The 24,614-nt window shown below is 40.8% G+C and carries 24 protein-coding genes and 1 pseudogene; 21 read left to right on the top strand and 4 right to left on the bottom strand.

The annotated features are described in order from the left end of the window. Positions 1-5 precede the first annotated feature (5 nt). The 6 genes from odhB (at position 6) to ACMUMJ_RS15375 (ending at position 7,435) form a co-directional block, all read left to right on the top strand. Positions 6-1,505, top strand: a complete 1,500-nt coding sequence (odhB, locus tag ACMUMJ_RS15400) for a 2-oxoglutarate dehydrogenase complex dihydrolipoyllysine-residue succinyltransferase (protein ID WP_414679737.1) — start codon at positions 6-8, stop codon at positions 1,503-1,505. Between the two features lie 114 nt (positions 1,506-1,619). Further along, positions 1,620-3,059, top strand: coding sequence for a dihydrolipoyl dehydrogenase (lpdA, locus tag ACMUMJ_RS15395; protein WP_414679736.1), 1,440 nt, complete (start codon positions 1,620-1,622; stop codon positions 3,057-3,059). 98 nt (positions 3,060-3,157) lie between these two features. Continuing rightward, positions 3,158-4,324 (top strand): ADP-forming succinate--CoA ligase subunit beta, encoded by a 1,167-nt coding sequence (gene sucC / locus ACMUMJ_RS15390; RefSeq protein WP_414679735.1) that lies wholly within the window; start codon positions 3,158-3,160, stop codon positions 4,322-4,324. Beyond that, positions 4,324-5,196, top strand: coding sequence for a succinate--CoA ligase subunit alpha (gene sucD, locus ACMUMJ_RS15385; protein ID WP_009831769.1), 873 nt, complete (start codon positions 4,324-4,326; stop codon positions 5,194-5,196). Before sucC ends, sucD begins: the two co-directional genes overlap by 1 nt. An 87-nt stretch (positions 5,197-5,283) precedes the next feature. Further along, positions 5,284-6,504, top strand: coding sequence for an L-2-hydroxyglutarate dehydrogenase (gene lhgD, locus ACMUMJ_RS15380; RefSeq protein ID WP_414679734.1), 1,221 nt, complete (start codon positions 5,284-5,286; stop codon positions 6,502-6,504). An 88-nt stretch (positions 6,505-6,592) separates the two neighbouring features. After that, a complete protein-coding gene (locus tag ACMUMJ_RS15375; protein ID WP_414679733.1) occupies positions 6,593-7,435 on the top strand; it encodes a DNA ligase in 843 nt (280 codons plus the stop codon). Between the two features lie 182 nt (positions 7,436-7,617). On the opposite strand, the gene ACMUMJ_RS15370 is transcribed toward ACMUMJ_RS15375, so the two are convergent. Then, positions 7,618-7,743, bottom strand: coding sequence for a hypothetical protein (locus ACMUMJ_RS15370; protein WP_414679732.1), 126 nt, complete (start codon positions 7,741-7,743; stop codon positions 7,618-7,620). A gap of 119 nt (positions 7,744-7,862) precedes the next feature. Next, positions 7,863-8,672, bottom strand: a complete 810-nt coding sequence (gene xthA / locus ACMUMJ_RS15365) for an exodeoxyribonuclease III (RefSeq protein ID WP_414679731.1) — start codon at positions 8,670-8,672, stop codon at positions 7,863-7,865. Between the two features lie 262 nt (positions 8,673-8,934). Here xthA and gorA point away from each other — a divergent pair, with 262 nt between their 5' ends. From gorA to ACMUMJ_RS15330, 7 genes are all read left to right on the top strand, one after another. Then, a complete protein-coding gene (gorA, locus tag ACMUMJ_RS15360) occupies positions 8,935-10,305 on the top strand; it encodes a glutathione-disulfide reductase (protein WP_414679730.1) in 1,371 nt (456 codons plus the stop codon). Between the two features lie 95 nt (positions 10,306-10,400). Further along, the gene (locus tag ACMUMJ_RS15355) at positions 10,401-10,880 is read left to right on the top strand and encodes an SH3 domain-containing protein (RefSeq protein ID WP_414679729.1); all 480 of its coding nucleotides are present in this window, start codon (positions 10,401-10,403) and stop codon (positions 10,878-10,880) included. 297 nt (positions 10,881-11,177) lie between these two features. Then, the gene (locus ACMUMJ_RS15350; protein ID WP_414679728.1) at positions 11,178-11,486 is read left to right on the top strand and encodes a hypothetical protein; all 309 of its coding nucleotides are present in this window, start codon (positions 11,178-11,180) and stop codon (positions 11,484-11,486) included. A gap of 41 nt (positions 11,487-11,527) precedes the next feature. After that, a complete protein-coding gene (locus ACMUMJ_RS15345) occupies positions 11,528-12,997 on the top strand; it encodes an aminoacyl-histidine dipeptidase (RefSeq protein WP_414679727.1) in 1,470 nt (489 codons plus the stop codon). Positions 12,998-13,069: 72 nt separating this feature from the next. Beyond that, entirely contained in the window at positions 13,070-13,918 is an 849-nt protein-coding gene (locus ACMUMJ_RS15340) for a 2Fe-2S iron-sulfur cluster-binding protein (RefSeq protein ID WP_414679726.1), read from the top strand. A gap of 30 nt (positions 13,919-13,948) precedes the next feature. Further along, entirely contained in the window at positions 13,949-15,250 is a 1,302-nt protein-coding gene (sbcD, locus tag ACMUMJ_RS15335; RefSeq protein ID WP_414679725.1) for an exonuclease subunit SbcD, read from the top strand. Then, positions 15,247-19,029, top strand: a complete 3,783-nt coding sequence (locus ACMUMJ_RS15330; RefSeq protein ID WP_414679724.1) for an SbcC/MukB-like Walker B domain-containing protein — start codon at positions 15,247-15,249, stop codon at positions 19,027-19,029. Before sbcD ends, ACMUMJ_RS15330 begins: the two co-directional genes overlap by 4 nt. Positions 19,030-19,214: 185 nt before the next feature. Here ACMUMJ_RS15330 and ACMUMJ_RS15325 read toward each other — a convergent pair whose 3' ends face one another. Then, positions 19,215-20,177, bottom strand: a complete 963-nt coding sequence (locus ACMUMJ_RS15325; RefSeq protein WP_414679723.1) for an integron integrase — start codon at positions 20,175-20,177, stop codon at positions 19,215-19,217. A gap of 357 nt (positions 20,178-20,534) precedes the next feature. On the opposite strand from ACMUMJ_RS15325, the gene ACMUMJ_RS15320 reads away from it, so the two are divergent. The 8 genes from ACMUMJ_RS15320 to ACMUMJ_RS15285 all read left to right on the top strand — a co-directional run bounded on the left by ACMUMJ_RS15320 (position 20,535) and on the right by ACMUMJ_RS15285 (position 24,430). Further along, positions 20,535-20,852: an antibiotic biosynthesis monooxygenase family protein gene (locus ACMUMJ_RS15320; RefSeq protein WP_414679722.1), complete on the top strand. Its 318-nt coding sequence runs from the start codon at positions 20,535-20,537 to the stop codon at positions 20,850-20,852. Between the two features lie 110 nt (positions 20,853-20,962). Beyond that, positions 20,963-21,214: a hypothetical protein gene (locus tag ACMUMJ_RS15315; protein WP_414679721.1), complete on the top strand. Its 252-nt coding sequence runs from the start codon at positions 20,963-20,965 to the stop codon at positions 21,212-21,214. 121 nt (positions 21,215-21,335) lie between these two features. Next, entirely contained in the window at positions 21,336-21,722 is a 387-nt protein-coding gene (locus ACMUMJ_RS15310) for a hypothetical protein (protein WP_414679720.1), read from the top strand. A 42-nt stretch (positions 21,723-21,764) separates the two neighbouring features. Continuing rightward, positions 21,765-22,181 (top strand): SRPBCC family protein, encoded by a 417-nt coding sequence (locus tag ACMUMJ_RS15305; RefSeq protein WP_414679719.1) that lies wholly within the window; start codon positions 21,765-21,767, stop codon positions 22,179-22,181. A 95-nt stretch (positions 22,182-22,276) separates the two neighbouring features. After that, a complete protein-coding gene (locus ACMUMJ_RS15300; protein ID WP_414679718.1) occupies positions 22,277-22,897 on the top strand; it encodes a hypothetical protein in 621 nt (206 codons plus the stop codon). Between the two features lie 126 nt (positions 22,898-23,023). Beyond that, positions 23,024-23,473, top strand: coding sequence for a hypothetical protein (locus tag ACMUMJ_RS15295; RefSeq protein WP_414679717.1), 450 nt, complete (start codon positions 23,024-23,026; stop codon positions 23,471-23,473). 79 nt (positions 23,474-23,552) lie between these two features. Continuing rightward, the gene (locus ACMUMJ_RS15290; RefSeq protein ID WP_414679716.1) at positions 23,553-23,900 is read left to right on the top strand and encodes a VOC family protein; all 348 of its coding nucleotides are present in this window, start codon (positions 23,553-23,555) and stop codon (positions 23,898-23,900) included. 110 nt (positions 23,901-24,010) lie between these two features. Next, positions 24,011-24,430 carry a hypothetical protein gene (locus ACMUMJ_RS15285; protein WP_414679715.1) on the top strand — a complete coding sequence of 140 codons (420 nt, stop codon included), beginning with the start codon at positions 24,011-24,013 and terminating at the stop codon, positions 24,428-24,430. A gap of 44 nt (positions 24,431-24,474) precedes the next feature. On the opposite strand, the pseudogene ACMUMJ_RS15280 reads toward ACMUMJ_RS15285, so the two are convergent. Next, a pseudogene (locus ACMUMJ_RS15280) lies at positions 24,475-24,614 on the bottom strand (IS110 family transposase); the annotation flags it as partial.

Here is a 24,614-nt window from a genome sequence, read left to right as displayed (position 1 = left end):
ATCGAATGAGCATTGAAATTAAAGCACCCGTTTTCCCAGAGTCAGTAGCAGACGGCACCGTTGCTACTTGGTATAAAAAAGCTGGCGAGTCTTGTACTCGTGATGAACATATTGTTGATATTGAAACTGATAAAGTTGTGTTGGAAGTTGTTGCTCCGGCAGATGGCGTACTTCAAGACATTATTAAAAATGAAGGTGATGTCGTTTTAAGTAATGAAGTATTAGCTTTGTTTTCCGAAGGTGCAGCCGCTTCTGCGGCTCCTACTACAGCGAGCGCACCTGCTGCGGCTCCTGTATCAGCAGAGTCTGTAGATATTAAAGCCCCAACTTTCCCTGAATCAGTTGCTGATGGTACGGTCGTAACTTGGTATAAGCAGCCAGGTGAAGCGTGTGACCGTGATGAACACTTAGTAGATATTGAAACAGATAAGGTTGTTCTTGAAGTTGTTGCCCCTGCAGCGGGTGTGATCGGTGCATTGGTAGCAAACGAAGGCGACACAGTGTTAAGTGATCAAGTGCTTGCTACTTTCCTAATTGGTGCTACAGGCGCTTCTGTTGCAGCGACTACTGAGCCAACTGCGGATGTTGCGTCTGATGATACTGATGGCGTAGCTGGCCCTGCCGCTCGTAAAGCATTAGCTGAAGCTGGGTTAACAGTTTCTCAAGTTAAAGGCACTGGTAAAGGTGGACGTATTACGAAAGAAGACGTAGATGCGGTAGCGAAACAAAAAGCCGCGAAACCAGCAGCTGCGCCAGCGTCAACAGCGAAACCAGCGGCTGCACCTCTAGCAAACACAGACGGTCGTATTGAGAAGCGAGTTCCTATGACTCGTCTTCGTGCAACGATTGCTCGTCGTTTGGTTGAAGCACAGCAAACAGCGGCTATGTTAACAACGTATAATGAAGTTAACATGGGCCCTATTATGGAATTAAGAGGGAAGTACAAAGAACTTTTCTTGAAAAAACATAATGGAACTAAGCTTGGTTTTATGTCTTTCTTCGTTAAAGCGTGCACAGAAGCGCTTAAACGTTTCCCTGCTGTGAATGCATCTATTGACGGTAATGACATGGTTTACCATGGTTACCAAGATATTGGTGTAGCAGTATCTACATCTCGTGGCCTAATGGTGCCTGTACTAAGAAGTACGGACTCAATGGGGTTAGCGGACATTGAAAGCACTATTATGGACTTTGCCTTACGTGGTCGTGATGGAAAACTTGGCCTAGATGATATGCAAGGTGGTACTTTTACCATCACAAATGGTGGGACATTTGGTTCTTTATTATCAACGCCTATCTTGAACCCACCTCAAACAGCGATTCTTGGAATGCATAAAATCCAAGAACGCCCAATGGCAGTGAATGGTCAAGTTGTAATACAGCCTATGATGTATTTAGCATTATCTTATGATCACCGTATGATAGATGGTAAAGAGGCTGTTCAATTCTTGGTAACGGTTAAAGAATTGCTAGAAGACCCGGCTCGTTTATTACTTGATGTCTAAATTAAAATAATACAAACATCCGAGTGTGAATGGCATTTGGGTGTTTGTATGTTTTACAGTAATTAAAACTGAGAGGAACTATTTGATTCATCTTAGTCAAAAATGGAAATAAATATGTCTACAAAATTTGACGTTGTTGTTATTGGTGGTGGTCCAGGCGGTTATGTTGCTGCGATTCGAGCTGCACAACTGGGTTTAAAAACGGCTTGTATTGAAAAGTGGTTAGATAAAAGCAACAAGCCGCGTTTAGGTGGTACTTGTTTAAACGTAGGTTGTATTCCTTCTAAAGCGTTACTGGACTCTTCTCATAAATACCATGACGCAAAAGAATCTTACGGAGTTCACGGAATTTCTGTAGGTGATGTATCTATTGATGTTGATGCAATGGTTGATCGTAAAGATAAAATTGTTGATCAGCTAACAAGTGGTATTACCGGTTTGTTTAAAGCAAACGGTGTTATTGGCTTTGAAGGCGTTGGTAAAGTTCTATCTAGCAAAAAAGTTGAATTTACAGCGCATGATGGTACGGTTTCTGTTATTGAGACTGAGAATGTCATTCTTGCTACAGGCTCTGTTCCAGTCAATATCCCACCTGCTCCACGAACTGGTGATATCATTGTTGATAATGAAGGGGCGTTGGAGTTCCGTAAAGTTCCTAAGCGTCTTGGCGTGATTGGGGCTGGTGTTATTGGTTTAGAGTTAGGCTCTGTTTGGGCGCGTTTAGGTTCCGAAGTGGTTGTACTTGAAGCACAAGACACTTTCTTAAGTGTTTGTGATTCTGACATTGCGAAAGAAGCTGCAAAAGTATTTAAAAAACAGCATTTAGACATTCGTCTTGGTGCTCGTGTAACTGGAAGCGAAATCAAAGGTGAAGAAGTCGAAGTAACTTACCTTGATGCAAAAGGTGAAGAGCAGAAACAAACGTTTGATAAATTGATTGTTGCTGTAGGCCGTAAGCCGTTTACTGATGGTTGTTTAGCAGCGGATTCTGGCGTTAAGTTAGATGAGCGTGGTTTTGTTTTTGTTGATGAACAATGTAAAACGTCGGTACCAGGTGTTTATGCAATTGGCGACATTGTACGCGGTCCTATGCTAGCTCACAAAGCATCCGAAGAAGGTGTTATGGTAGCGGATATTATTGCTGGTCATAAAGCGCAAATGAACTATGACTGCATTCCTTCTGTTATTTATACTCATCCAGAAATCGCTTGGGTGGGTAAAACAGAGAACGAGTTAAAAGCAGACGGTGCAAAGTACAAAGTGGGTAAATTTCCGTTCGCGGCTTCTGGTCGTGCAATGGCAGCAAATGACACCACGGGTTTTGTTAAAATGATTGCTTGTGAAGAGTCTGATCGTATTCTTGGTTGCCATATTATTGGTGCAAGTGCGGCTGACTTGATAGCCCAATCAGTAATTGCGATGGAATTTGGTTCTACAGCGGAAGATATTGCCCTTACTGTATTTGCTCATCCAACCGTGAGTGAAGCGGTACATGAAGCAGCGCTTGCAGTAGATAACCATGCAATTCACATTGCAAATCGTAAAAAGCGTTAATGTATTAGAGTTTGCTGGCTCTTTTTTAGAATCAGCATTTTTTTGTTTATCAATGGATAAGCAAATTTTCAATAAATTCAGATGAGTGGATTAAGCGAATGAACTTACACGAATATCAGGCAAAACAGCTTTTTGCTGAATATGGCCTGCCAGTATCGACAGGGTATGCATGTGACACGCCAGAAGAAGCGGTAGAAGCGGCGAAAAAAATTGGCGGTGACATGTGGGTTGTTAAAGCTCAAGTTCACGCAGGTGGTCGTGGTAAAGCAGGTGGTGTTAAGCTTGTTAAAACTCATGATGAAATTGCTGCGTTTACTTCAGAATGGATCGGTAAGAACCTAGTTACTTATCAAACTGACGAAAATGGTCAGCCTGTTGCAAAAATCTTAGTTGAATCTTGCACAGACATCGCGAATGAATTGTATCTTGGTGCGGTTGTTGATCGCGCGACTCGTCGTGTTGTATTTATGGCATCTACTGAAGGTGGCGTAGACATTGAGAAAGTAGCGGAAGAAACTCCTCATTTGATCCACAAAGCAATTATCGATCCTTTGGTTGGTGCTCAGCCTTACCAAGCTCGTGAATTGGCTTTCAAATTGGGTCTTAACCCAGTTCAAATTAAACAGTTTACTAAGATTTTCCTTGGTTTGTCTCAAATGTTCCATGATTGCGATTTCGCACTTCTTGAGATCAACCCATTGGTTATCACTGACGAAGGCAATCTTCATTGCTTAGACGGTAAAATTAACATTGATAGTAATGCGATTTACCGCCAGAAAAAAATGCAAGCTTTCCACGATCCATCTCAAGAAGATGCTCGTGAAGCGCACGCAGCGTCTTTTGAATTAAACTACGTTGCTCTAGATGGTAATGTTGGTTGTATGGTTAACGGTGCTGGTTTAGCGATGGGCACAATGGACATCGTAAACTTGCATGGCGGTAAGCCAGCTAACTTCCTTGACGTTGGTGGCGGTGCTACGAAAGAGCGTGTATCTGAAGCGTTCAAAATCATCTTATCTGATGACAATGTTAAAGCGGTATTGGTTAACATCTTCGGTGGCATCGTGCGTTGTGACATGATTGCTGAAGGTATTATCGGTGCTGTTAAAGACGTGGGTGTTAAAGTGCCTGTTGTTGTACGTCTAGAAGGTACAAATGCTGATCTAGGACGTGAAGTTCTTGCTAAATCTGATCTTGATATCATTGCTGCTACTAGTCTAAAAGACGCGGCTGTACAAGTTGTTAAAGCTGCGGAGGGCAAATAATGTCTGTTTTAATTAATAAAGATACTAAAGTAATCTGCCAAGGTTTCACTGGTGGTCAAGGTACATTCCATTCTGAGCAAGCGATTGCTTATGGAACAAAAATGGTTGGTGGTGTAACACCTGGTAAAGGAGGTCAAACTCATCTAGGTCTACCTGTTTTTAACACGGTACGTGAAGCAGTTGAAGAAACGGGTGCTGAAGCATCTGTTATCTATGTACCAGCTCCTTTTTGTAAAGACTCTATCCTTGAAGCAGCTAACAGCGGCATCAAACTAATCGTTTGTATTACTGAAGGCATTCCAACTCTAGATATGCTTGACTGTAAAGTAGCATGTGACGAGTTAGGTGTTCGTCTAATCGGTCCAAACTGTCCAGGTGTTATTACTCCGGGTGAATGTAAAATCGGTATCATGCCTGGTCATATCCATTTACCAGGTAAAGTAGGTATTGTATCTCGTTCAGGTACATTGACTTATGAAGCCGTTAAGCAAACTACGGATGCGGGTTTCGGTCAATCAACTTGTGTCGGTATTGGTGGTGATCCAATTCCTGGTACAAACTTTATTGACGTACTTGAATTGTTCCAAAACGACCCGAAAACTGAAGCAATCGTAATGATTGGTGAAATTGGTGGTACTGCGGAAGAAGAGGCGGCTGCTTACATCAAAGCAAACGTAACGAAACCTGTAGTATCTTACATTGCGGGTGTTACCGCTCCTGCTGGTAAGCGTATGGGTCACGCTGGTGCAATCATTTCCGGTGGTAAAGGTACAGCTGATGAAAAGTTTGCAGCACTAGAAGATGCGGGTGTTAAAACAGTACGTTCTTTGGCTGATATCGGTGATGCCCTAAAAGAATTAACTGGCTGGTAAGTAATAAAACCAGTGTGTTAATCTTAAAAATCCTCGCATCTGCGGGGATTTTTTTTAACTTATGTTTTAATTGAAAGCGAATGTTAGATGAGTAAATTAACCAATCTGGACTATGATATTGCAATCATTGGTGGGGGAATTGTTGGATTAGCAACAGCATGGCAGCTTATTCAAGCGAACCCGCGTAAGAAAATCATACTGATTGAAAAAGAATCTGATGTGGGTTGTCATCAAACGGGGCATAACAGTGGCGTTATCCATGCTGGCGTATATTACAACCCCGGCAGCTTGAAAGCTCAATTTTGCAAGGAAGGGGCGAAAGAAACGAAAGCGTTTTGTCATAAGTATAAAATCAACTTTGATGTATGTGGCAAGTTATTGGTCGCAACCAATAATCAAGAGCTGAAGAGAATGCAGGCTCTCTATGAGCGTTGTAAAAATAATGACATAGATATTGAGTTATTAGATAAAGACGAGTTAAAACGCCGTGAGCCGAATATTTTAGGTGAAGCCGCTATTTTTGTACGAGATACAGGCATTGTTGATTATCAAAAGATATGCCGTAAATTGGCCGAGCTGTTTGAATATAATGGCGGTGTATTGTGCCTTGATTCTAAGGTGACAGGGTTAAAAGAAAGTAAAAAAGAAGTCACAATAGAAATTGGTTCACGTGCAATAACGGTTGGTCATTTGGTTACTTGCTCTGGTTTGATGGCTGATAGAATGACAAAAATGTTAGGTATCCCCACAAACTTTCAAATTATTCCATTTCGTGGTGAGTATTATAAATTGCCGTCCGCTTATGACAGCATTGTTCATCACTTAATTTATCCGATTCCTGATCCAGATTTGCCTTTTCTAGGGGTTCATCTGACTCGAATGATTGATGGCGGTGTTACTGTCGGGCCAAATGCGGTTCAGGGTTGGAAAAGAGAGGGCTATGGCCGCTTTAATTTTAGCATTAAAGACACGTTGCAAATGCTGGCATTTAAAGGCTATTGGAAGCTGATCTCTCAGCATTGGAGAACAGGGCTAAAAGAAACGCACAATTCATGGATAAAATCTGGCTATCTAAAGCAAGTGAATAAATACTGTTCATTGATCAATGAAGATGATTTACTACCCTATCCTGCGGGAGTTAGAGCTCAAGCTGTTATGGCGGATGGTAGCTTAGTGCATGATTTTCTTTTCGCACAAAGTCCTAGGACTTTGCATGTTTGTAATGCACCGTCACCAGCTGCAACCTCTGCTTTTCCAATTGGTCGTCATATTATTGATAAAATCGATGAGTTAATGACGACGTTTTAAATTTTTAGTCTGACTTAATTGTGATAGGCTGAACATCCAACTCAATGTTTTACCAAAAATATATACGTTCAAAGATCAAGGAGGATCAATGAATCATATAAAAGTAGTATTTGCGTGTCTGTATTTTTTCTTTTGTCAGTGTGTCTTCGCATCAAATCAACCTCAAGTTCAATTAGCTAAAATCTATTCAGATGATTTGCTTGTTTCAGACTATTTAGTGAGTGAAAAATACGATGGGATTCGAGCAATCTGGAAAGGCGGTCAGTTGCTGACAAAGTCTGGAAGACAAATAATGGCACCAGTTTGGTTTACAGAGAAATTGCCTGCGAATGTCTGGTTGGATGGAGAGTTATGGAGCGGACGCCAAGAGTTTGAATTTATCCAATCCACGGTTCTAAGTCTCACGCCTAACGATGAACACTGGAAGCGCATACGATATAAAGTCTTTGATGCACCAAATCAAACGCAACCATTTTATCAAAGAGTCCATGTTTATACTGAATTGGTTAATCGTATTGCTGTGAATCATCTCCATTCCGTTAAGCAGCAGTCGCTGGTGTCTAGAGCAGCTCTAATGACTATGCTTGAAATGTATGTGGGGCAAGGAGCGGAAGGGTTAATATTGCACAAAAAAGACGCATTATTTCGAGATGGACGCAGTGATTCGTTAGTGAAACTGAAGCCTTATATGGATGCAGAAGCTCATGTTATTGGCTATATTGCAGGAAAAGGGCGTAATCTTGGGAAAATGGGTTCGTTGATTGTGAAAACTGAATTTGGTGTCGTGTTTAAGATTGGCTCAGGGTTTACTGATGCTGAACGTGATAACCCACCTGAAATAGGTGACATTATCACGTTCAAATATCACGGAGTAACAAAAAATGCTGTTCCTAAATTTGCCAGTTTTCTTCGAATGAGAGACGTTGAATAGTGAATAACACTCGGTTTATTATTATGTTGTTGAAGGTAGATAAAATAAGTGAGGTAACGATTTGATAAGCTCGGTCGAACGTTCATCTGCGGTAGAATAATAAATACTTTGAGAATCCTGCTCTGTTTTAACGATGCCGCTTTTTCTTGACATAACAAGGTGTTGAGATAGAGTGGATTGACTCAGTGGTTTTTTTCATTAATAGAGTCGGCCGTGTGTTTTTCATTACCTAGTGCTTTTAGGAAATGGGATGCCTGTTGGGCATTGCCTAACATCGAGTGAATATCAGGTGCTTCTGATTGGTTCATATTCATTCTCTACCGTTTTAATTTTTTATTGTATTCGTTCTGATTTTGAATCAATTGCTAAAATCAAAATGTGAAAACTTAATTCTTATTGCTTAATATTAAAGTGAGTAAGCATTGTTTTAAATGGAAAATGTTGCCCAAATAGGAGCATGATCTGAAGGTTTTTCCATCCCTCTTATATCATAATCAACGTCACTTTTTATAAGCTTTGGTAGCAACCCATCTGATGCCATAATGACGTCAATTCTAAGTCCGCGTTTTGGTGTGTCGCTAAACCCCTTTGAACGGTAGTCGAACCAACTAAAACGATCGTTGGTATGAGGGTTTTGAAAGCGAAAAGTATCCGTAAAACCCCAGTTTTCAAGAGTAGAAAACCATTCTCTTTCTTCTGGTTGGAAGCTGCATTTTCCCGTTTTTAACCAGCGTTTTGCATTTACATCGCCGATACCAATATCGAGATCAGTTGGGGAGATATTAATATCTCCCATGACAATGATCTGATCGTTAGGGTCTTGGTTTTGTAAGTAAGACATCAAATCTTGATAAAATTTGCGTTTGGCAGGGTATTTTGTTGCGTGCTCTATATTTTCGCCTTGAGGGAAATAGCCATTAATTACTTTTATAGGGCCAGATTCAGTGTCAAATGTAGCAATAATCATTCTACGTTGACTGTTTTCATCGTCTGTTGGAAATCCGTATTCAACATGAGTGGCTTTTTCTTTACTAAAGATAGAAACGCCATAATGGGATTTTTGGCCAAAATAATAAGCGTGATATCCTAATGATTCAGGAATAGTATGTGGGAAAGCATCATCGTGGACTTTAATTTCCTGTAAGCCGATCACATCTGGTTGATGTGAACTGACTAATTCTTCTAGTTGATGTGGTCTGGCGCGCAGACCATTTATATTAAAAGAAATGAATTTCATTATCGCTAAATAACCTCTCATGAAAGTTATAGGGTAATCATCCGAAGATTTTAAAATGCGTTCCCGTATATTCGGCTAATTATCATTTAAATGCGTATCTCAAGCAAGAAGTAGTGCTTATATATGGTGCATTTACTGTAGGAAATGTTGTATATCATCATGCAAATAACATGAAAGTTGAATTTTTTAATTTAAATATTGTCGTATTCCTATAATGTATGTCGCAACATTAATTTTTTATTTGTTTTAAGAGGTTGGTAAAATGTCGTATCAGTATGATTTATTTGTTATTGGCGCTGGCTCTGGCGGTGTTCGTGCAAGTCGTATTGCAGCAGGAAAAGGCTATAAAGTCGCTGTTGCGGAAGCTAATGCATTAGGTGGCACTTGTGTCAATATAGGTTGTGTGCCCAAAAAATTGTTTGTATATGGCTCTGAATTTAGTCACTCCTTTAAAGACTCGAAAGGTTATGGTTGGGAAAATGTTTCTGGAACATTTAATTGGCCTGTTTTGCGTGACAATAAAACGGCAGAAATTCAACGATTGAACGGAATATACCAATCAATGTTGGAAAAAGCCGGTGTTGAAATTATTAATGGCTATGCGCGTTTTGTTGATGAACATACTGTTGAGGTTAACGGCACGCAGTATACGGCTGAGAAAATACTGGTTGCGGTTGGGGGTAAGCCGTTTATCCCTGAATTTACTGGCTCTGATTTGGTTGTGAGTTCAAATGAAATGTTCTTCTTAGATGTTCTGCCTTCAAAAGCGCTTGTCGTTGGTGGTGGTTACATTGCGGTTGAATTTGCTGGCATTTTAAATGGTCTCGGTGTTGATACCACATTGGCGTATCGTGGAGCTCAAGTTTTACGTGGTTTTGATCAAGACATTCGTGATTTTGCTCAAGAAGAATATAAGAAAGCAGGTGTAAACCTTCAAGTGAATACGGATGTTGATTCTATAAGACTGGCTGACGATACTCAGCCTAATGGCGATCGTATTGTTCGATTTAAAGATGGGACAGAAAAAACCTTCGGTTTGATCTTATACGCGACAGGTCGGGTGCCTTACACGGATACTTTAAATCTCCATGCTGCGGGCATTGCGCAAGAAAAAGGCGCGATCAAAGTTGATAATAACTTCCAAACGAATGTGCCAAGTGTTTTTGCTATTGGTGATGTTATCAACCGATTACAATTGACTCCTGTAGCGATTGGCGAAGCGATGGCTTTAATTAGTTATTGGTTTGATGGAAAAGCCGTTGAATTTGATTATGACAATGTACCAACCGCTGTTTTTAGCCAACCACAAATTGGCACAGTCGGTTTATCTGAAGAAGAAGCGGAAAAACGTGGGCATAACTTTAGAGTTTATCAATCAGACTTTAGAGCCATGAAGCACACGTTGAGTGGCTCAACAGAAAGAACATTGATGAAAATGTTGGTGGATAACGATACGGATGTTGTTATTGGTGCTCATATGGTGGGTGATTATGCTGGAGAAATTATCCAAGGCTTGGGCATTGCTTTAAAAGCGGGTGCAACGAAAGCCGATTTTGATTCGACCGTTGGTGTGCATCCGACCAGTGCGGAAGAGTTTGTTACTTTCTCAGAAGGTGCTTTGAAAAAACGTTAATACACCTGATTAATTGGCAAAGTGCAACCACTTGAACAATAGACCGCCAACAGTGGTGGTTTATTTTTATATTTTTATGAAAGAGAGCGAATTCGATGAACTATAAAATTTACGCATTGCTCATGGTGTTATTTATTACTGGGTGTGTGACGAACAGCACGTCTTCTGAGATGGCAAAGCTGGATGATCGTATTGATAATCTAGAAACAAAGCTGAAGTTGCTTGAGTATCAAGTGTCTCAACAAACTGTTGTTTCTCAAGCGGCAACGCCCCAAGCCGTAATTCCCCAAGTAGAAATAGAGGGAAAAAATCATGGCAAAGCAGGAGTGCCTCTTAATGTTGAAGGCCGATCTTACGGAGGCATTGTGCGATCTGGTCCTGGAATTCGTTATGTAAAAGTACTGTCTTTGCATGAGGGAGATAAGCTTACCCTGTTAGAACAAACTCATGTTGTGATGAACGGTTACCCTTGGTTTAAGATTAAAACCGAAGATGGCACCGTTGGGTATCAATGGGGCGGTATACTGTGTTCATATGGAACGAAATTCATCGGTGCTTATCGGTTTTGTGAATAAGAAATTACTGATGCCGTTCGTTAAGCCTTGTTTCAAATGGATTAAGAACGAGTTGATCATAGATTAAAGCGTTATTGATTATTGTGGACGCTAGACAGTCTTGAGTAACACGTTTTTCAATAGCCTTTAGCCTTTAGCCTTTAGCCTTTAGCCTTTAGCCTTTAGCCTTTAGCCTTTAGCCTTTAGCCTTTAGCCTTTAGCCTTTAGCCTTTAGCCTTTAGCCTTTAGCCTTTATTTCGATTGCGCCTAAGCGATCTTTTCCTCTATCTTATGGTTAGCTTAAGATAAGGAAACCCTATGCCCAGCTACAATACATTAGTAGAACACGTCGCTCGATTGCATCGTTTTGACGCCATGCTTGGATGGGATGCGGCGACGATGATGCCGAGTCAAAGCCATCAAGCTAGAGCAGATGCAATGGCAACCTTGTCCTTATTAATTCATGAATCTCTTAATTTCCCAGTATTACAGGAATGCTTTGAGTCGTTAGATGAATCCCTCTTAACCAAAGAAGAGCAAGCATCGGTACGTGAAATGCGTCGAGTATGGACACAAGTAATGTGTCCTCCTGCTGATTTGGTAAAGCAACAATCGTTACTTACCTAGTGTGTAATTGACGGTTTACCTAACTTTATTCGAGAACTTTAATGAACGAACATTTACTTGAACTTCAGCCAGCGCTTATTTGGAAACACTTTATGTTACTTTGTGATACACCAAGGCCGTCTTATCATGAGGCGCCATTGAGGGCGTATCTTGTTCAATGGGCGCAGTCTTTAGGTATGGAAACCTACATTGATCCTACGGGAAATTTGCTCATTCGAAAAACAGCAACTCAAGGAATGGAAAATCGGGAAACGGTCGTTCTACAAGGCCATCTTGATATGGTCGCACAGAAAAACGCAGACACAATTCACGATTTTATAACGGATCCTATTAAGACTTACATTATGGATGGATGGGTGCATGCAACGGGAACAACTTTGGGTGCGGACAACGGAATGGGTGTGGCGGCAGCATTAGCCGTACTCGAATCAACCGATGTTCCTCATGGGCCGATAGAAGCCTTGTTTACCATTGAAGAAGAAACCAGTCTACGAGGCGCAATGGAATTAGAAGAGGGGATATTGCAAGGGAAAATACTGTTGAACCTTGATTCTGAAGATCGTGGCGATGTGTACATTGGTTGCGCTGGTGGTACGGATGTTAACGTTAGAAAAGATTTTTCAGTAACGGACGCATTAGGTGATGTCACGGCGTTTAGCTTAACGATTAATGGATTACGTGGTGGACATTCGGGTTTAGACATTCATAAAGGGTTAGCGAATGCCAATGTTCTGTTGGTGAGCTTATTGCAGCAATTGAATGATCAGTTTCAAATTCAATTGATGTCGTTTAATGGTGGCACATTGCGTAATGCGATCGCACGTGAAGCCAGAGCCAGCTTTGCTATTAAGAATAGCGATGTTATTTCGCTAAAAGAGCAGCTATCTCTAATGGAAGTGGCACTAAAAGCGCAATATCAAACCACTGAACAGCATTTAATGATGGATCTTATTCCCTGTGATCTGGCGCCTGTTCTATCGGAGGCAGATCAATCAGGATTACTGAATGCATTAGATTGTTCTCCCCATGGCGTTTATCGTATGAGTTCTGAACTAACTGGAGTGACAGAAACATCCTGTAACTTGGGTGTGATCGATTTGTCATTAACAGAAAAGGGGTTTGAATTTTCGGGTTGTTCTTTGGTTCGATCCTTGGTCGATTCGGCTACAGACACACTGGCTAGAAAAGTACAGGCCGCGTTTACGTTGATCGGTGCGTCTGTCTCTATCGAAAACGGTTATCCAGGTTGGAGGCCTGATCCAAATGCGGGTCTCTTGAAGCATTTCTTAGAGGTGCATGAATCCGTCATGGGGTATCCTGCCAATGTTAAAGTGATTCATGCGGGTTTAGAGTGCGGCATTATTGGTGCTAAGTACCAGGGAATGGAAATGGTTTCATTTGGCCCGAATATTCGCGGGGCGCATTCACCAACCGAACGTTTGGAAATTGATTCAGTGGATGATTTTTGGCGTTTATTGACAGCATTATTAGCGTCGGTCCCAATAAGATAAGACGTTATCAATGGTTTTAACCCATTGAAAATATGACATAATGGCCGCCATGCATTGCTTAAGGCGGCCAGTATGATGATAAACACACCGATTCAAATCTCTTTTGGTAATCATCTCGTGTATTGCGAGAAAGGTGATAATTTACTTTCTGCGTTATTAGAACAAAAAGTGGACGTTCCATACGGCTGTCGTGCCGGAATATGTCGCTCTTGCGAAGTTGTTAATGAAGTAACACAAGACACGATACTGTGTTGCCAGACGAAGGTTGATGCGCCACTTGTTCTGAATGCTTATGTGCCTTCCGCTATTGTGAGTGTTAAGGTAATAGAAATTGAATGCATTTCTCCATATTGTTATCAGATCGCTTTGTTCGGGCCACTTGATCATGTTTTTGGTTTGGCTCTTGATGTACACGTGCCAGACGGCAAAAAAATTCGTACACATGTCGAGTCGAACGCATCGGATGTTTTGTACATCGCAATAAACCCTTTTCAATCACAACATCATGCTGACTTTATCGCATCTGTGAAAGAGGGCGGCAAAATCAAGATCAATACGGTGAAGAGTGCGAATACAAGAGCGGTTTCACGCTTTAATTCGCTCTCCCTTAACCCTCGTCTACCGACCTGTTTAATTTTAGTAAATCAAGCGCAAGCCGCACTTGATGCATGGACTGAGTATCTAGAGTCAGAGTCCATTCGTTCTACGACCTACTTTATTGCCAATGGCTCCCTTTCTGATACGACGGATGCCATCAAAGCATGGCTAACCGAGCAATCTCACTCAGTAGTGGGGTTTTCTCGTAGTCAGTGGGTGGTTCAAGGCAGTCAATTATCCCATGATGAATGGCAAGAATTGGGTCAATCGTTGCAAGTCGCTTCGTCGCAAGTGACTATGAAAAAAATCTACTTATTCTCTTAATTTAGCCCGTTTACAAGGCATCTTCATACAATGAAAATTTTACATACTTCCGACTGGCATCTTGGCCAGCATTTTATGGGGCGAACTCGCCATGTAGAACACAAGGCGTTGATTGCGTGGCTGCTACTACAAGTTCAAGAGCACGATGTCGAACTGATCATTCTGTCGGGGGATGTGTTTGATACGGGAGCGCCACCAAGCTATGCACGGGAGTTGTATAACCAATTGGTGATACAGTTGCATAACCTGTCTTGTCAGTTGATTGTATTGGCTGGAAACCATGATTCCGTGAGTATGTTGAATGAGTCCAAGCACTTGTTAGCTTGTTTAAGTACGTCTGTGATCGCAAAAACGCAGCCAGAAAATAAGAATGATCATGTTATTGAGGTGAAAGATCGACATGGCAATTTGGCCGCGATTGTCTGTGCTGTGCCTTTTATCCGACCAAAAGATCTGATGACAAGTGAAGCGAATCAATCTGAAATGGATAAAAAGCACACTTTACTGTCTCAGATTCAAGCGTTCTATTTTGATGTGTTTAAAACCGCATTAGAAACGCGTAGAGCGTCGATGAAGATGAGCGACACCATAACGGATGTGGTTCAAGGCAGTTTGTTTAATACCGAAGTACCCATCATTGGCACTGGGCATTTGACGACATTAGGGGCGAAAACCTCCGAATCAGTGCGTGACATTTACATTGGCACATTAGAATCCATTCCCGCACAGGCATTTCCTCCTTTTGATTATTTAGCGCTTGGGCACATTCATCGAGCACAAGTGGTGGCGGGGAACGAGTGTCAGCGTTATTCAGGATCGCCAATTTGTCTCAGTTTTGATGAGTTAAATAAGAACAAAAGCATGGTTCTGTTAGATACAAAGCAGGTATCGGACTTAGGTGTATTCGAACCAATACTGCTTGCTATTCCCAGCTTTCAATCGATGAAAACCATTCGCGGAGACATTAAGGATGTCTTGAATGAATTAACGGAGTTGGTTGCGCAGTTGGACGAGGATGCGCCATCCATTTGGTTAGAAGTGAAGGTGACCACCGATTCGTATTTGAATGACGTGCAAAAACGCATTCAAGAAATTATTCAGGGTTCTCCTGTGGATTTACTAAGAGTGACACGCACAGCGAAAACGCAAGTGGTGGATCATTCCAACACAACCAATGAAACGTTGACGGAATTGACTGTGGAAGATGTATTCGAACGTTGCCTTGCGTCTTCCACGCTAGCAAAAACGGATCAAACAGAAGATATACAAGCCTTAAAACACGTATTTAATGAGTGTCTAAGCGCCATGGAAGAAGGAGACTTAGCACCATGAAAATTTGTTCCGTTAGATTGAAAAACATCAACTCACTAAAAGGTGAATGGAAAGTCGATTTTAGTAAAGCGCCTTTTAGTGATGCGGGCATCTTTGCGATCAGTGGCCCAACGGGGGCGGGTAAAACCACCTTATTGGATGCAATTTGTTTGGCGTTATTTCACGAAACGCCTCGTATAAAAGTTTCTCCAACGTCCAATGAAATAATGACACGTCATACCTCTTCCTGCCTTGCCGAAGTTGAATTTGAAGTGCAATCCAAACGATATCGTGCATTCTGGGGGCAACGCCGTGCACGGGGTCAAAGCGATGGCAAACTGCAACCCATCAGTGTTGAGCTCAGTGAAGTCAGTGCAGTAGACGATGATGAAACAGGTAAGGTACTGACTAATAAAATTCAAGATAAGCTCACACTCACAACAGAGTTAACTGGGTTGGATTTCTCGCGTTTTACCAAGTCTATGTTGCTTGCTCAAGGCAGCTTTGATGCATTTTTACACGCGAAACCAAATGACAGAGCGGATCTATTAGAAGAATTAACCGGAACGGAAATTTACGGCGACATTTCTCGTTTTGTCTTTGATACGCATAAACAAAAATATCAAGAACTGAAAGAATTATCGGTGTTGTTAGAGTCCACATCCATAATGGACCAGCAAGAGCGTGTTCACAGACAGGAAGAGCAGGCTCGTCTTTTAAAAATGAAAGAAGACTGTGCTCAAGAGTTAACACAACTGGCGCATAAGATTGATTGGTTGAAGCAATCGGAACAACTAACGGAGCAAAAAAATGCCTGCGCATTGCAGGTTGAGCAATCAAAAGCCGCATGGGGTGCCTTTTTACCTGAATTAGAGAAGCTAACCAAATCAAAAGCCGCCATAGACATTGAGCCTTTATTTCTAGCGTCAAAGCAGTCAGAAAACGTACTGCAAGAAAACAGTCGTCTTGGGCAAGCGCTAACGGATGTTGGCGTGACATTGACGGCTGAAAAAAACGCTCTTGATGGCGAATTGGAACGGGTCAATAAGGTTAAACAAGAGGCTGACCAAGAAGTAGATGCATTTGAAGGCATTGTTCAAGATACAATTCAACCACTGCTGAACCAACAACAATCATTAGATAAAGATTTGCAAAGTACCCTAGTGGAGTATGCAGAGACACAGGCGCGTCATCAGACGATTGTTGAAAAATTGGGTACCATTCGTGCTGAAATAAAACAGCATTATGACGATAGAAAAACCAATGAAGCGGTGTTATCCAGTATTCAAAACCTGGAGCAGGTTTCACAGTCATTGATGGGTTGGACTCAGCAAGCAGAGCAGTTAAATGAGCTGAATCAACAGCACCAAGTACGTTATCAACAGCATCAAAAAGCATTACAAGAACGTGAGAATGAGTCCGTCCTGCGTACACAAATGGTTGCAAAATCTGAATTTATTCAACAGAGAAAAGTGCAACAAATGGACGCCATTAATCGCGTGCATGCTAAGTTAGACGCGTTGACTCAAGGCTTGTCTATGACACAATGGCAACAGTCTTTTTGGCAAAAGCAAGAGCTTCAGAATGGATTGGATGCGTTGTTAAGGTTGCAAACTCAAGCTCTGCAAATACACCATGCAAATGGCGTTACTACGTCACGTTGCATCGAGCTAGGACAATTTCAGCAACAGCAAGAACAGGCGTTATTAGACAAGCGTAACGTCTATAAACAGACCCATACCCATGTAAAAGATTTGCAACAATTGCTGGAAGCTCAAAGAAAAATTGCCGATTTAGACGCATTGCGACACGAGTTGGTCGATAACGAAGAGTGCCCTCTATGCGGTGCATTGGATCATCCTTTTGCGAGCAATCTAACCACACCAAAAATTAACGAAACCGCCCAAGCCTTGGCAGAAAAGCAACAGCAGTTACTTTCTATAGAAAAAGAAGGTCAACAGATCAGAGAGAGCTTGGTTCAAATAACGTCGGAACTGACGTACCTTCGGGGAAATGAGCAAGTCGCGCATGAACAAATCAATGGCATTCAAGCGGAATTTCAGCAGGTTTTGTCACAGTTGCTAACGGTCGAAAGCACAGAGACAGGAAAAAACGTGCCTGCGGATGGAAGCACACCCGTGATAGAGCGCTTACATGCGTTAACGTTAAGGCATACAGAAGAATTGCAACAGGCGATACAAGACAATCGTCAACAACTGGACACACAGAAACAGTCACTGGAAGCCATTGAGCGGCACGAAAAAGAAGAGCATCAGCTGACAGATGAATTAAAAACAATTGAAAAAGAAGAAGGGGAAACCACTTCTACACTCCAACAATTGGATCAGTCTCTACTCTGGAGGCAACAAACGATTGAACAACTGGACGATGAACTGACTCAGTCTTTGTCCCGTATTTCATTGCTCGACAATGAATTATCTACAGTGGCTCAGACTCAGCAATTAATGGTTGAACATGGGCGTTACCTTGATGCATTCAACGAACTCAAAGAACGCTTAACCTTGTGCCAAACGGCAGCAGAAACAGAGCGTAAACGTGATGAACAAATCATGGTTTTGCAAAGGGATGAGTCTCATCATCAAGAAGGGCAGCTTGAGCTTGAGAAGAAGAAAGACCTTTTACAAGAGACCGAGCAAAAAAACAGGGCAGAGCTTGAACAGGTGAATCAAACCTTGTTTGAGTTTTTAGCAGGACAAACGTTACAAGAGAAAAAACAAGCGCTGAAGCAGCTTGCTGTTGAATCAACCTTGCTGCTTGAAACAGTGATGACACAATTGAACCAATGGCTACAAAGAAATACGGAAAATGAAACTCAGTTAGCCAGTAATAAAAAAGAGTATGAGAAAGTAAAAACGCAACATGAACAAGCGGTGGCGGCATGGGACAGCGCATTAACAGAAAGCGAATTTGCCTCGTTAGAAGATTGGCAAAAGAATTGTTTAGAGGTCTCTGAGCGTGATATTTTGCTGGAGACTGAAAAACGTTTATCTCAAGCAAAACGAGACGCGGAAGTACGGCTACAGCAAAGTGAGCAACAATGGTCACAACACCACAAAGACAGTCAGTATTCAGTAGATGAATTAGAGAGCCTTGTAGTGTTACTTGAGCAGTCTCAACAGATTGATAATCGTAGAGGCGATGCATTACAGCAATTGGGTGAGGTGTCTCAAGCACTTAAGATGGACGATCAAAATCAAGAGAAAAGTGCGGCTAAAAGACAAGAAATTCAACAAAAAGAAACGGAGTTGGCTCGCTTTACCCAATTGAATCAATTAATTGGCTCGGCAGACGGCGCGAAGTTTAGACGCTTTGCTCAAAGCCTGACACTCGACCATTTGGTGCATCTAGCTAATCAAAGGCTTAATGCCTTACACAAACGCTATTTACTGCAGCGTAATACCACAGGCGCAGATGCATTGGCACTGGAGGTAATGGATACGTGGCAAGCGGATACGGTCAGGGCAACGGAAACCTTGTCCGGAGGTGAGTCTTTTCTGGTTAGCCTTGCGTTGGCTCTGGGGTTATCGGATCTGGTATCACATAAGACCAGCATTGATACGCTTTTCTTAGACGAAGGGTTCGGCACACTCGACAGTGAAACATTAGAGATGGCGCTTGATGCGTTAGATAACTTACACGCCACGGGCAAAACCATTGGTATTATCAGCCATGTGGAAGCGTTGAAAGATCGGATACCTGTGCAAATTAAAGTGACGAAAATGTCTGGTTTAGGCATTAGTCGACTGGCCAAAGAATTTAAAATGGTCGAATCAGAGTAGCGTTTTCATTCTCTGCTTGCGTCGTCAGCGCAGTGCTTATGTAGATCCGGCCTTCAGGCCGCACATTTTCCTCTGTGCTTACCACTATCTTGGAACACACGACTGCTTGCGTCACTGTCGTCGGCAGGTTGGAAAAGCCGTAGGCGTCTTTCAACATTGTGTTGGTGTTTTAAACAGTACAATTTTCATATTATTTGATCAAGAGGGTTGTTTGTACCAGCAAAATGTTGACCAATTACATGAGTATAAATTTGTGTTGTAGACACATCATTATGACCGAGTAACTCTTGTACTGTTCTTATATCTTGGCCTGACATCAATAGATGAGTTGCAAAGGAATGTCGAAAAGTATGGCAATTTACTCTTTTTTCTAAAATGTTAGTGACCGCGACCGCTTTTTTTAATACTTTACGAGGGACTGATTCATGTAAATGATGGCGACATAATTCCCCTGTTATAGGGTGAGGGCTGATCGACGCGGAAGGGAATAAATACATCCAGTTGAATTGACGAAACGCATTTGGGTACTTTTTAGAAAGTGCAAAGGGTAAAGAGGGGCCATATCCTTTTGCATTATCGCTTTGCTGGATCAGATGTGCATATTTTTTCTGTTTATTTAAAGATTCAGACAGTTTACGGCTAAGTATAGTTGTTCTGTCTTTATTACCTTTGCTGCATCGTACCGCTAAACTGCCTTGATCCAAATTAATATCTTGGATGCGAATACGTAAACATTCACTAATTCTAAGCCCAGAGCCATAAAGTAATGAGAAAATTAAATGATTTCGTTCATTTAAGACGGTTAGAATTTTTTGTACGTCACTCGACTCTAATACAATAGGTAAACGTCGGCCTTGCTTAGCATGTTGAAAGCCTAAATCTCCTAAAGGTTGATCAAGTAGTTTGTTATATAAGAAGGCAAGTGCATTGAGTGCCGATTTTTGAGTATTGATTGCCACGTTTTTTTCTACGGCAAGAAACGATAAAAACGTTTTTACTTCTTCGGCTCCCATATTATGAGGATGTTGTAGTTTATGGAATCTAATAAAATACTTAATCCAATATAGATAAGATTTTTCCGTTTTTAGGCTGTAACCACGCAACCTTAACTCATTACGAATGAAGTTAAGAAAAGGGCTTGAAGACATCACACACTCCTTGTGGATAAAGTAGTAAGCTGTATGAATATACAGTTTATTTTTCAGTTTGACAATATTGTGCTCGTTTTGTCTAAAAAATAACCGTGAGTGTGCTTGAATTGTATTAGCAGAAATGTGAAAAGTGTTTTAGTATTAATGAATAAGAATTCATGGACCGTTCTTTTTCATAAATAACACGCTGTGAATAAAGGATATAACCCGCATGCTTGTCTTTCCTGCTTTTGGCTTTGTGGGAAAGTTTATAATTTTCTTATCCTTCAAATTCTTATAGAGATATTTGAAGGTTTTAGAAAATGTGTAAACACGCATGCGGACTATTAAAATGTTATATGCCTAGGAGTACAAATGTCAGTTATCGCGAATACGCCTAAACCTCCATATTTTGCCGTGATATTCACATCTACACGTACAGAGGATGATAATGGTTACGGTGAAATGGCTAATAGAATGGTTGAATTAGCAGAGCAACAATCTGGTTTTCTGGGGATGGAATCTGCAAGAGAGGATGTAGGGATAACTGTTTCTTACTGGACTGATCTAGATTCAATTAAAAATTGGAAAGCGAACGCTGAGCACTTAGAAGCTCAAAAAACTGGACGTAAGTCTTGGTATGCGTCCTTCAAGGTGCGTATATCAAAAGTAGAACGAGATTACGGCATATAACAAAGGTTTTCAAGGCGGACAAATTACAGTTGGCTTTTTGTTCGTGCCTCACTTATTTTAGCCAACTGCAATTTGCCGCTTAAAACGGCGTTATAACTCAAGGAGCATTTATGGATAAATCAGAGAAATTGAAGAACACCATGAAAAAAGGAAAATGGCATTTTATTTTGTGGCATGGTGTTATTGGTTGGGGAATTCCTACCGCAGTGTTGTTCAAGTTGATAATGCATTTCACCGGAGAGACCTCATTTATAGATGGCCTATTAACTGCCTTAATAATATTTCCGATTGGAGGCATTTTTTTTGGGGCAATTATGTGGGTGATAATGAGTAGGCAATATCAAAAACTTAAATCCGAATAAATTGAGTTATAACAAGCCGTTTAACGAAAACGCCAGCAAACAACGCTGGCACGGACTCGCAAACTACGCTCGCCCGTTAACGGAGCGTTAGTATCCAATACCATTACTTTAGGAAATAATTATGAATCCAATCATTCAAAAGACTTTAGGTGGACTATCTAAAGAATATTATGTTCGCCAATTTCTATTTGGTTTAATTTTCCCCGCAATACTCTATTTTATATCCTCTCAAGGTACCGCCGATGGAATGCCTGCGAGTTTGATATTATTGTGTATTGTTAATGCCTTTTTATATCCTTATTCAAGATTCGTTTATGAAAGTGTTGTTGGCTATATTCTTGGAGATACGGTTCTTTTTGGTAGTATTTTCGTAGTAGCTATTACTAAATACATCACAATGTCAATTTGTTGGGCTGCTGCAATATTCATTGCACCTGTAGGGCTGGTGTACTTATACTTCTATCACACAAAGCAAGATACTAACAAGCAAAGTCAATCGGACGCATAAATGCGCCGCTGCTTTGGGCGTTAGCTTTCAAAAGGAGAAACAATGCAAATTGAAGAGAAAATAAGAATTAAGGCAACTCCTGAACAGATATTTCCCTTTTATGAAAATGTTTCAGAGTGGTCATCTTGGGACCCAGATGTTCAATCATCATCAATTGAAGGTGAATTTAAAGCAGAAGCCAAAGGAAGGCTAAAGCCTGCAAAAGGTCCAGCGGCAAAGATTGAATTTAGTGAAGTAACAAAGAACAAATCTTTCACAACAATAAGTAAATTACCTTTGTGCACAATGAGCTTTGTGCATAAGCTGGTTCCATCAAGTGAAGGAACAGAAGTTACTCATAAAGTCATATTTTCAGGCTTACTTTCCCCCTTGTTTGGTCGTCTTATTGGAACTGGTATAAGAAAAGGACTTCCGGCAACCATGCAAGGGCTAAGGAATGCTGTTGAATCAAAAAGCTAACACGCCGCTTCTACGGAAAATTTGTTCGCTGTCGCTCTCAAATTCCCGCAGGGCCTGACGTTATACGTTTCTCGTGGTGCGGAGTAGTTTAAAATATGGATTTTGATAAAAACAAATATAAGGTATGGAAGTTACCAAATTGGATGCTATTGCACTGGGTTTTAAACCCTGGTCTAGCTTTCAATGAACTTGTACTTGGGCAGCGTATTCCTAAAGTAACTTTGATAGATAAACAAAGTGATGCGCCTCTCATGGAAAGGCAATACATACCATGCCCGCATTGCAAGACCATTCATAATGGTTTGTTATGGTCTAAAAAAAACGCACTGGGCAATTGGTTTGGTTACCTCTGTCCAAATTGTCATGAAATAATACCTTGTTTATGGAATGTCACAAGTCTTGTTCTTTTAACACTAACTTTTCCTATATGGGGTTGGTTTAAAAAGCCTCTCAAAAACAGGTGGTTAACAAAGAAAATCAAACTTCAACAAGAAACTAATAACAGCGAAGAGCTGCCAAAAGCTGAAAATACATCTTGGCTAAAAATGGGGCTTACATACGGTATTATTATGTTTTGCGTTATGTCTTTGCCTAAGATAATTAGCGAAGATGTATCATACACATATATAGTTACTCAATTTTCTATTTGGCTAGCAGCAGGGTTAGCTTTTGGTGGGATCATGAAACTATTTTTAGGTCGAAGTAAAAACGTATAATAATCCAATCAATTCGTTCGCTATGCTCACTGGGACAAAACTCGTTGGCTTTCCCTCGGGCCTCGGTCATTATAGCCAACAAGTTTTAGCCCATTATTGGGGCGTTATGTTTTTAAGGAGAGTTAGGTGTATAAATTAGGAATATTGTCATTAGCATTGCTAGTCGGCTGTGCAACTCAAGTTCATGAGATTAATAAGTATGAAGAGTCAGAAAGCTATTCATACGCAAACAGCTATTCTTATGATTCTGACGGGAACTACCAAAAGGTTTATGATCTTAGCCAAGAGCAAGCTAAAACAGGTATAGGGTATAGATATATTTCTAGTGCTTTAATACAAAAACATAATGAGCACTGGAGCGGTATTAACCGTAACTGCTCTGATAAATTTAGAGGGGAAATTGAATCTTTTAATATGGTGGTTGCTATTTCCTTTAATGGAAATGTAGAAGATATAGTAAGCACTAAGAATAATGATTTTGTTGATTGCTATAAAGCTAAAATTAAAAAAATTACTTATCCTAAGCCACCATTTAAGAATTTCTATTTTTACATTTCAGGGAACGCAAAAACATAACAAACCAATTATTCCGACCTCAACTCGCTGCGCTCTTTTCGTCGGCATATTGGGGCGTTAGTTGCCAAAGGAGAGTCTAGTGAAAGTTGATGATATTAGAGTTTTTATTCCTAGCAAGGATTACGAAATATCCAAATCCTTTTATCAAGCATTGGGTTTTCAAATGGATTATGTCACTGATGACTTATCCCTATTTGAAAACGGCGAATGTACTTTTTTCCTACAAAGGTTTTATAACGAAGATTTAGCTAAAAATTTAATGTTTCAACTTTCTGTTTTAGATATAAATGAGGCTTTTGAAATTATTTCTAGTCTAGATGGTTTCGACATAAAGTATGAACCAATTAAAACAGAACATTGGGGTAAAGTTGTTTATTTGTGGGGGCCATCGGGAGAGCTTTGGCACGTCACAGAGTTTAGCAACTAACAAGCAAATTAAAAGGACTAAAAACAGCGGGCTGTTCGCTTCGCTCCATTTTAGCCCACTATTTTTAGCCCATTATTTGGGCGTTAGGTTACACGGAGGTAAACAGAAGCATGAACGTATATTTAATCATTTCAGGTGTATTAAGTGCTATTGCCGCCTTATTACATGTTGGTTGTATATACTTCGGCGCATCTTGGTATCGTTTCTTTGGTGCTGGAGAGCAAATGGCTTTAATGGCGGAGCAAGGGAGCTCTCAACCAACTATCATTACTTCAGGTATTATTTTAGTTCTTACCATTTGGTCACTTTATGCATTCTCTGCGGCTGGTGTTATTTTTAGATTACCTTTATTACGTCTAGCACTTATTCTAATTACTTCTGTTTACTTTATCCGTGGTATTGGTGGTTTTGTTTTAATTAATTCAAATATGGAGCAAGGCCCAGAATTTTGGTTATGGAGTTCTGTCATTTGTATGTTATTCGGCATTACACATGCGATTGGTTTAAAAAAGCAATGGGCAAAGTTTTGAGTAAAGTGTAACCTAACAAGTGACTATGGTGTCAATTCCTAATGTTAAACCATTTTAGGGCTCCACATGACACCATCTCTCACCATCGAATTTATGATCACTACGAGCTTTCTTATACAGGCAATAATGGCGACTTTTTTAGGTTTTCCAGCGGTAACCATTCGATGATAAATCTCTTTAAATT

The organism is Marinomonas phycocola, from assembly GCF_047525455.1.
GTDB lineage: Bacteria > Pseudomonadota > Gammaproteobacteria > Pseudomonadales > Marinomonadaceae > Marinomonas.
Note: the sequence above shows the minus strand (reverse complement) of the source record. Positions and strands in the feature narration are given on the sequence as shown.